The following is a 9,028-nucleotide window of genomic DNA, read 5'->3' on the forward strand; positions in this document are numbered from 1 at the left end:
GAATTGCGCGCCAATTCGCCGCTGGGGGAAATTCTCGCCGCAGGCCTGGCCAATTCCAAGCATGGTCGCGAGATCATGAAAGAGTGCATCGAAGAGGCCGCCGCGCGGGTCATTCATGAACTCGAACGCTACATCAACGCACTCGGCACCATCGCCGCCATGGCGCCGCTGCTCGGCCTGCTCGGCACCGTGTTGGGCATGATCGACATTTTCAGTGCCTTCACCGGCTCCGGCATGACTACCAATGCTTCGGTACTGGCCGGCGGTATTTCCAAAGCGCTGATCACGACCGCAGCGGGCCTGATGGTCGGGATTCCAGCGGTGTTCTTCCACCGGTTTTTGCAGCGCCGCATCGACGAGCTGGTGGTTGGTATGGAGCAGGAAGCGATCAAACTGGTGGAAGTAGTGCAGGGCGACCGTGATGTCGATCTGGCCGAGGGCAAAGCGTGAAATTCCGTCGCAAGCCCCGGGAAACCGTGGACATCAACCTCGCGTCGCTGATCGACGTGGTGTTTATCCTGCTGCTGTTTTTCGTGGTGACTACCACTTTCACTCGGGAAACCCAGTTGCGCGTGGATCTGCCGGAAGCGGTCAGCGGTTCGCCTGCCGAAGATCAGCAGGTCAAACAGCTGGACGTCGCGATCAGTGCCGAAGGCGTGTTCTCGGTGAACAACAAGATTCTGCCGAAGAATGATCTGGCGACGCTGATGGAAGCCATGCAGAAAGAATCCAACGGCGACACCAATATGCCGCTGTCGATCAGTGCCGATGGCAAGGCCCAGCATCAATCGGTGATCACCGCCATGGACGCGGCCGGCAAGCTCGGTTTCAGCCATCTGCGCATGACCACGGTCGAGGCGGCGCCGAAATCCTGATGAGCCTGTCCGATCGCCTGCTCGCCGCGTGGTATCAGGGGCATCCGGCCCTGACGCTGCTGCGGCCACTGGAAATGCTGTATCGCCGCGTGGTGATCAACAAGCGTCAGCGCTTTCTCGACGGCGAAGGTGAAATCTACCAATCGCCGGTTCCGTTGATCGTGGTCGGCAATATCACCGTTGGCGGTACCGGCAAGACGCCGATGATTCTCTGGCTGATCGAACATTGCCGACGCCGTGGACTGCGCGTCGGCGTGGTCAGTCGCGGTTACGGCGCCAAACCGCCGCAACTGCCGTGGCGGGTTGAGGCCGAGCACAGTGCCGAGATTGCCGGTGACGAGCCGCTGCTGATTGTCCAGCGCACCGGCGTGCCGCTGATGATCGACCCTGATCGCAGCGCCGCCGTCAAAGCCTTGATCGCCAGTGAGCCACTGGACCTGATTCTGTCTGACGACGGCATGCAGCATTATCGCCTCGCGCGGGATCTGGAACTGGTGCTGATCGATGCCGCACGGGGCCTGGGCAACCAGCGCTGTCTGCCGGCCGGGCCGTTGCGGGAGCCGGTCGAGCGCCTGCAAAGCGTCGATGGCGTGCTGTTCAACGGTGCCCTTGATGATCGCGACGATGGTTTCGCCTTTCGCCTGCAACCCACCGCGCTGGTCAACCTGCGCAGCGGCGAACGTCAGTCGCTCGAGCATTTTCCGCCCGGGCAAGCGCTGCATGCGGTGGCCGGGATCGGCAACCCGCAACGTTTCTTCAATACCCTCGAAGCGCTAGACTGGCGGCCGATCGCCCATGCATTTGCCGACCACGCCGAGTACAGCGTGCAGGCGTTGAATTTCATCCCGTCATTGCCGTTGGTGATGACCGAAAAGGACGCGGTGAAGTGCCGTGCCTTTGCTGCTGCCGACTGGTGGTATCTGGCGGTCGATGCCGTGCCGTCGCCGGCCTTCGTGGCCTGGTTCGACACTCAGCTGATGCGCCTGTTGCCGGATCGTCTGCTGCCTTAACTCTTTTATTTCTGGGAATGTTCATGGACACCAAACTGCTCGACATCCTCGCTTGCCCCGTGTGCAAAGGCCCGCTCAAGCTCAGCGCCGACAAGACCGAACTGATCAGCAAGGGCGCCGGCCTGGCCTATCCGATCCGCGACGGCATCCCGGTGATGCTGGAAAGCGAAGCGCGCACCCTGACCACCGACGAGCGTCTGGATAAATGACCACAGCCTTCACCGTTGTCATCCCGTCGCGGTTCGCCTCGACCCGTCTGCCGGGCAAGCCGTTGCTGGATATCGCCGGCAAACCAATGATCCAGCATGTCTGGGAACAGGCGAGCAAAAGCAGCGCGACCCGCGTCGTTGTTGCAACTGACGATGCACGCATCGTCGAGGCATGCAAAAGCTTTGGCGCCGAAGTGGTGCTGACCCGTGAAGATCACAACTCCGGCACTGATCGTCTGGCCGAGGTCGCAGCGAAACTCGGTCTTGCGCCTGATGCGATTGTGGTCAACGTCCAGGGCGATGAGCCGCTGATTCCGCCAAGCGTGATCGACCAGGTCGCCGCCAACCTTGCTGCCCACACCGAAGCGCGCATGGCCACGCTGGCCGAGCCGATCGAAGACGTGGAAACCCTGTTCAACCCCAACGTTGTGAAGGTTTCCAGCGATATCAACGGTCTGGCCCTGACGTTCAGTCGTGCAACCTTGCCGTGGGCTCGCGATGCATTTGCCAAGAGCCGCGAGCAGCTGCCTGAAGGCGTGCCCTATCGCCGCCACATCGGTATTTATGCCTATCGCGCCGGGTTCCTCCACGACTTCGTGAGCTGGGGGCCGTGCTGGCTGGAAAATACCGAATCTCTTGAGCAACTGCGTGCCTTGTGGCACGGCGTGCGTATCCATGTTGCCGACGCGCTGATCGCGCCGCCGACCGGTGTCGACACCGTTGAAGACCTTGAGCGGGTTCGTCGCCTGCTGGGGGCCTGATGCGCGTTCTGTTTGTGTGCCTGGGCAACATCTGCCGTTCGCCCACCGCTGAAGGCGTGTTGCGCCACAAGTTGCGTGAAGCCGGGCTGGCCGATGTGGTCGAAGTGGCCTCCGCCGGCACCGGTGACTGGCACGTCGGCAACCCGCCGGACAAGCGCAGCCAGGCCGCGGCGAAAGTGCGCGGTTATGACTTGTCGACGCAACGCGCGCAGCAGGTCAGCCGGGCCGATTTCGCCAGCTACGACCTGATTCTCGCCATGGATAACAGCAATCTGCGCAACCTCAAGGCCTTGCAGCCGTCCACCGGCAGGGCCGAGCTGGATCTGTTCCTGCGTCGTTATGCCGGGCTGGTCGATGAAGTGCCGGACCCGTATTACGACGGCGATCAGGGTTTCGAGCAGGTGCTCGATCTGATCGAAGCGGCCTGCGACCAGTTGCTGATCGAAGTGAAGGGCCGTTTATGAGTTTGCAGGTGCAACCGCAAGTATCTTTGCAGGCCTTCAATACGTTCGGCGTCGATGTGCGCGCGCAGCTGTTTGCCGAAGCCCACAGTGATGACGATGTCCGCGAAGCGCTGGCCTATGCCGCGTCCCATGACGTGCCGTTGCTGGTGATCGGCGGTGGCAGCAACTTGCTGCTCACGGCGGATATTCCGGCGTTGGTATTGCGCATGGCTACGCGCGGCATCCGCGTGCTCAGCGACGATGGCAGTCGGGTGGTGGTCGAGGCGGAAGCGGGCGAACCGTGGCATCCGTTCGTGCAGCACACGCTGGCCCAGGGTTTTGCCGGGCTGGAAAACCTCAGCCTGATTCCCGGCACCGTCGGCGCCGCGCCGATGCAGAACATCGGCGCCTATGGTGTCGAGATCAAGGACGTGTTTGCCGGCCTCACCGCACTGGATCGCGAGAGCGGCGAGCTGCGGGATTTCAGCCTGGAGCAGTGCAATTTCGGCTACCGCGACAGCCTGTTCAAGCAGCAGCCGGGACGTTGGCTGATCCTGCGGGTGCGCTTCAAGCTTGATCGCGCCGCGCACCTGCATCTGGAATACGGCCCGGTCCGTCAGCGCCTGAGCGAGCAGGGCATCGAGCAGCCGACGCCCAGCGACGTCAGCCGCGCCATCTGCAGCATCCGCAGCGAAAAACTGCCGGACCCGGCGGTGCTCGGCAATGCCGGCAGCTTTTTCAAGAATCCGCTGGTGCCTGCCGCTGTGGTCACGCAGATCAAAGCGCAGCACCCGGATCTGGTGGCTTACCCGCAAGCGGATGGGCAGATGAAACTGGCCGCTGGCTGGCTGATCGAACGCGCTGGCTGGAAAGGCTTCCGCGATGGCGATGCCGGCGTGCACAAGTTGCAGGCGCTGGTGCTGGTCAACTACGGCACGGCCACCGGCCTGCAACTGCTCGACCTGGCGCAACGTATCCAGAAAGACATCGCCGAACGGTTTCATGTCGAACTGGAAATGGAGCCCAACCGCTATTGAGGCTACGCTTGGCTGAGGCCATCGAAAGCCCTGCACTGATGAAAAAGTGCAGGGCTTTTTTGTTAATGCTGGGTTAACTTAGCGAGCTAACGATACCAACCATTTGCTCCACCCAAAGGCCCGGTGCAGACGTTCCCGTCGGCGCAAGAGAGCCTGATTAGCCTGAGTCGATCTGCGCGAACCCACCGCTGATTTTCCGGCGGCAGATTGCTCGACCCCATAACCACTAAAAAATATGCGGGCGTGCCCATGATTACCCTGAAACTCAACGGTCAAGACCACTCCCTCGATGTCACCGAAGACATGCCGCTGTTGTGGGCGATTCGTGACGTCGCCGGTTACAACGGCACCAAATTCGGTTGCGGCATGGGCCTGTGCGGCGCCTGCACCATCCATATCGACGGCTTGCCAGCACGCAGTTGCATCACGCCGATCGGCTCGGTGATCGGCCAGAACGTCACCACCATCGATAATCTCCACGCCGACCCGGTAGGCAAGGTCGTGCAGCAAGCCTGGCTCGACAGCGCCGTGGCTCAATGCGGTTATTGCCAGGGCGGGCAGATCATGTCGGCCACCGCTCTGCTGAAAACCAACCCCAACCCGAGCGACGAGCAGATCGAAGAAGCCATGGTCGGCAACATCTGCCGCTGCGGTACTTACAACCGGATCAAAACCGCGATCCGCCAGGCCTCCACCCATCTGAAGGAGGTGAAGGCATGAGCCGCGTCCCGAATGATTTCGCCCTGAGCAACCTCAGCCGCCGTGGTTTTCTCAAAGGCGTCGGTGCCACCAGTGCGCTGGTCCTCGCCGCGAGCTGGGGCTGGCAGGATGCGCTGGCCGATGACGCGCCGAAGAAGTTCGGTGCCGACGGCATGCCCAATGGCTGGATAGACGATCCCAAGGTTTACGTGAGCATTGCTGCCGATGGCAGCGTCACCGTGGTGTGCAACCGTTCGGAAATGGGCCAGGGCGTGCGCACCAGCCTGAGCATGGTCGTTGCCGATGAACTTGAGGCCGATTGGGCTCAGGTCAAAGTGCAGCAGGCGCCGGGTGACGAAGTGCGCTTCGGCAACCAGGACACCGATGGTTCGCGCAGCATGCGTCACTGGTACGAGCCGATGCGTCGTTGCGGCGCCGCCGCGCGGACCATGCTCGAACAGGCGGCCGCTGCGCAGTGGAAAGTGCCGGTTGGCGAATGCCATGCGCAACTGCACAAGGTCATTCACAAACCGTCCGGCCGTGAACTGGGCTACGGCGAACTCGCCGCTGCCGCCAGTGCGCTGGCAGTACCGGCGCGTGACAGCCTGCGACTCAAGCAGCCGTCGGAATTTCGCTACATCGGTAAGGAAGGCACCAAGGCCATCGACGGTGCCGATATCGTCAATGGCCGCGCAGTGTACGGCGCCGACGTGCATTTCGACGGCATGCTCTACGCGACTATCGCTCGTCCGGCAGTGTATGGCGGCAAGGTCAAAAGCCTCGATGACAGCGCCGCGCTGAAAGTCCCCGGCGTGCTAAAAGTCATGCAGATCGAAGGCCGGCCGTTGCCGTCAGAGTTCCAGCCACTGGGCGGCGTCGCGGTTGTGGCCAGCAATACTTGGGCGGCGATCAAGGGCCGCGAGGCGCTGAAGATCGAATGGGACGACGGCCCGAATGCCAGTTATGACTCGATTGCCTATCGCAAGGAGCTTGAAGCGGCGTCGCTGAAGGCCGGCAAAGTGGTGCGCAACACCGGTGATATCGACAAAGCCTTGAGCGGTGCCGCCAGCACCCTCGAAGCCTCGTACTATCTGCCGCATCTGGCGCAGGCGCCGATGGAACCGATGGTTGCCATTGCCCGTTACAAGGACGGCGTCTGCGAAGCCTGGGCGCCGAGTCAGGCACCGCAGGTCACCCGCGAGCGCATCGCCGAGCGCCTGGGCGTACCGTTCGAAAAGGTCACCTTCAACGTAACGCTGCTGGGCGGTGGTTTCGGGCGCAAGTCGAAACCGGACTTCGTCGTCGAAGCGGCGATTCTCGCCAAGGAGTTTCCGGGCAAGGCTGTACGGGTGCAGTGGACGCGCGAAGACGACATCCACAATTCGTATTTCCACACCGTGTCGGCGGAATATCTGAGGGCGGGCATCGACAAGAACGGCATGCCGTCCGGCTGGCTGCATCGCACCGTGGCGCCGAGCATCACCGCCTTGTTTGCGCCGGACATGAACCACGAAGCGGCGTTCGAGCTGGGCATGGGCTTTACCAACATGGCCTATGCGATTCCCAACGTGCGCCTGGAAAACCCCGAAGCCAAAGTACACACGCGGGTCGGCTGGTATCGCTCGGTGTCGAACATTCCCCACGGCTTCGCGATTCAGAGTTTCGTCGATGAACTGGCGCACAAGGCCGGGGAAGATCCGCTCAAGTACCAGATCAAATTGCTCGGCCCGGACCGGCAGATCGATCCGCGCACCTTGAGCGAAGAGTGGAACTACGGCGAATCGCCCGAGCGTTACCCGATCGACACAGGACGCATGCGCACGGTTCTGGAAACTGCCGCCAAGGCCGCTGGTTGGGGGCGCAAACTGCCCAAGGGTCGTGGTCTCGGTCTGGCGGTGCATTACAGCTTCGTCACCTATGTGGCGGCGGTGATTGAAGTCGAGGTCAAGGACGACGGTTCGCTGATCGTGCACAAGGCCGACATCGCCGTGGACTGCGGGCCGCAGATCAACCCTGAGCGCATCCGTTCGCAGTTCGAAGGTGCATGCGTCATGGGCCTGGGCAACGCCGTGCTCGGTGAGATCAGCTTCAAGGACGGTAAGGTCCAGCAGGACAACTTCCATATGTACGAGGTCGCGCGCATGTCGCTGGCGCCCAAGGAAGTCGCGGTGCATCTGGTCACGCCGCCGGGTGACGTGCCGTTGGGTGGCGTTGGTGAGCCGGGTGTGCCGCCGATTGCCCCGGCGCTGTGCAATGCGATCTTCGCCGCCACCGGCAAGCGCATCCGCAATCTGCCGGTGCGGTATCAGTTGCAGGGCTGGCAGAAGGCGCAAGCGTAATGGACAGCGTCGATCTCAACGTTCTGCGCAGCGTCCTCGAGTGGCGCCGCGCCGGACAGCGGGTGGTGCTGTTCAGCGTGGTGCAGACCTGGGGCACCGCGCCGCGCTCGCCCGGCGCCATGCTCGCCTTGCGCGAGGACGGCGTGGTGATCGGTTCGGTGTCAGGTGGCTGTGTCGAAGATGACCTGATCGCGCGGCTGCACGACGGCCGCATTGCCACCGATGGTCCGCCAGTGCAGATGATTACCTACGGCGTGACCCGCGAGGAGGCCGCGCGTTTCGGCCTGCCTTGCGGCGGTACTCTGCGCCTGACCGAAGAGCGCGTCGGTGACCCGGCGTGGGTCGCCGAGTTGCTGCAGCGTTGCGAAAACCATGAAATCGTTGCCCGAGAACTGAACATCGAAACCGGCGAGGTGCGGCTGGCTCCGGCGAGCAAGTCCGATTCGCTGGTGTTCGACGGCAAGACTCTGCGAGCGATTTACGGCCCGCGCTGGCGCTTGTTGCTGATCGGTGCCGGGCAGTTGTCGCGCTACGTCGCCGACATGGCGCGGCTGCTGGATTTCGAAGTGCTGATCTGCGATCCGCGCACCGAGTTCGTTTACGGCTGGGAAGAGCAGCATGGCCGTTTCGTCCCCGGCATGCCGGATGAGGCTGTGCTGAACATCCAGACCGACGAGCGCACGGCGATTGTCGCCTTGACTCACGATCCACGCCTGGACGACATGGTTTTGCTCACCGCGCTCGACTCGCCGGCGTTCTATGTCGGCGCGCTCGGTTCGCGGGTCAACAGCCAGAAGCGCCGGGAAAATCTGGCTCAGCTAGGCTTGTCGCAAGCGTCGATTGATCGCTTGCACGGGCCGATCGGCCTGCACATCGGCAGTCATTCGCCGGCAGAGATCGCCTTGTCCTTGCTGGCGGAAATTGTTGCGATCAAGAACGGTGTGGAGCTGAAACAGAAAAAACCGCTGGAGGGTGCATGAGCCAATCCATCGCAGTGATTGTGCTGGCGGCGGGCGAGGGCAAACGCTTTCGCCAGATCGCCGGCCCCGACAAAGACAAATTGCTCGCTGACTGCACCGGGCGTGATGGCGCCGTGCGCTCGGTGATCGAGCAGGTGCTGATGAATCTGCCGGCCAGTCTCGACAAGCGCGTGCTGGTCACCACCGAGTCTCGACCGCAGGCGATGCGCATGGCCCAGGCTCATGGCTGCGACGTGGTGTCGATCGAATCGACCGGCATGGGCGACAGCATTGCCGCAGGTGTTGCTGCTTGCCCGGACGCTGATGGCTGGTTGATTGTGCTCGGCGATATGCCGTTTATCCTATCTTCGAGTATCGAGCGAGTGCTCGCGGCGATGGCTGATAACGCGGTGAGCGTGCCGGTGCTGGGTGGCGAATTTGGCCATCCCGTGGGGTTTGGTCGTTCGTTTGGCGCGCAATTGCAGGCGCTGACCGGTGACCGTGGCGCACGGCCGTTGTTTGCGCAGGGGCGGGTGGTGGAAGTGGCGGTGGATGATCCGGGGGTGTTGTGGGATATCGATGTGCCTGAATCTTTGGTATTTCCTCAGTCCTGAGCCGTGTTGAAATCCCTTGTGGGAGCGAGCCTGCTCGCGAATGCGATGGTTCAGTTACATGAATATTGTCTGACCCAGTGCT

Annotated in this window: 11 protein-coding genes; all 11 read left to right on the forward strand. The window is 62.3% G+C overall.

The features are described from left to right. Positions 1-450 (forward strand): MotA/TolQ/ExbB proton channel family protein (locus tag F8N49_RS21425; RefSeq protein WP_151552460.1); only part of this gene is annotated, 450 nt, incomplete at its 5' end. Next, positions 447-875, forward strand: a complete 429-nt coding sequence (locus F8N49_RS21430; protein WP_016771006.1) for a biopolymer transporter ExbD — start codon at positions 447-449, stop codon at positions 873-875. The genes F8N49_RS21425 and F8N49_RS21430, both read left to right, overlap by 4 nt. Next, on the forward strand, positions 875-1,885 hold the full coding sequence (lpxK, locus tag F8N49_RS21435; protein ID WP_151552462.1) for a tetraacyldisaccharide 4'-kinase: 1,011 nt from the start codon (positions 875-877) through the stop codon (positions 1,883-1,885). Before F8N49_RS21430 ends, lpxK begins: the two co-directional genes overlap by 1 nt. Before the next feature lie 23 nt (positions 1,886-1,908). Next, positions 1,909-2,094: a Trm112 family protein gene (locus tag F8N49_RS21440; protein ID WP_003179363.1), complete on the forward strand. Its 186-nt coding sequence runs from the start codon at positions 1,909-1,911 to the stop codon at positions 2,092-2,094. Further along, a complete protein-coding gene (gene kdsB, locus F8N49_RS21445; protein WP_073472249.1) occupies positions 2,091-2,855 on the forward strand; it encodes a 3-deoxy-manno-octulosonate cytidylyltransferase in 765 nt (254 codons plus the stop codon). Before F8N49_RS21440 ends, kdsB begins: the two co-directional genes overlap by 4 nt. Continuing rightward, entirely contained in the window at positions 2,855-3,319 is a 465-nt protein-coding gene (locus F8N49_RS21450; RefSeq protein ID WP_122746711.1) for a low molecular weight protein-tyrosine-phosphatase, read from the forward strand. Before kdsB ends, F8N49_RS21450 begins: the two co-directional genes overlap by 1 nt. Then, a complete protein-coding gene (gene murB, locus F8N49_RS21455; protein WP_122746710.1) occupies positions 3,316-4,335 on the forward strand; it encodes a UDP-N-acetylmuramate dehydrogenase in 1,020 nt (339 codons plus the stop codon). Before F8N49_RS21450 ends, murB begins: the two co-directional genes overlap by 4 nt. Before the next feature lie 249 nt (positions 4,336-4,584). Then, positions 4,585-5,055, forward strand: coding sequence for a (2Fe-2S)-binding protein (locus tag F8N49_RS21460; RefSeq protein WP_016771000.1), 471 nt, complete (start codon positions 4,585-4,587; stop codon positions 5,053-5,055). Beyond that, entirely contained in the window at positions 5,052-7,373 is a 2,322-nt protein-coding gene (locus tag F8N49_RS21465; RefSeq protein ID WP_151552464.1) for a xanthine dehydrogenase family protein molybdopterin-binding subunit, read from the forward strand. The genes F8N49_RS21460 and F8N49_RS21465 overlap by 4 nt, the downstream gene beginning before the upstream one ends. Beyond that, the gene (locus F8N49_RS21470) at positions 7,373-8,353 is read left to right on the forward strand and encodes an XdhC family protein (RefSeq protein WP_122751509.1); all 981 of its coding nucleotides are present in this window, start codon (positions 7,373-7,375) and stop codon (positions 8,351-8,353) included. The genes F8N49_RS21465 and F8N49_RS21470 overlap by 1 nt, the downstream gene beginning before the upstream one ends. Then, positions 8,350-8,946: a nucleotidyltransferase family protein gene (locus tag F8N49_RS21475; RefSeq protein ID WP_151552466.1), complete on the forward strand. Its 597-nt coding sequence runs from the start codon at positions 8,350-8,352 to the stop codon at positions 8,944-8,946. Before F8N49_RS21470 ends, F8N49_RS21475 begins: the two co-directional genes overlap by 4 nt. Positions 8,947-9,028 lie beyond the last annotated feature (82 nt).

The sequence above is a fragment of the Pseudomonas sp. GXM4 genome, from assembly GCF_008923895.1.
GTDB classification, from domain to species: domain Bacteria; phylum Pseudomonadota; class Gammaproteobacteria; order Pseudomonadales; family Pseudomonadaceae; genus Aquipseudomonas; species Aquipseudomonas atacamensis.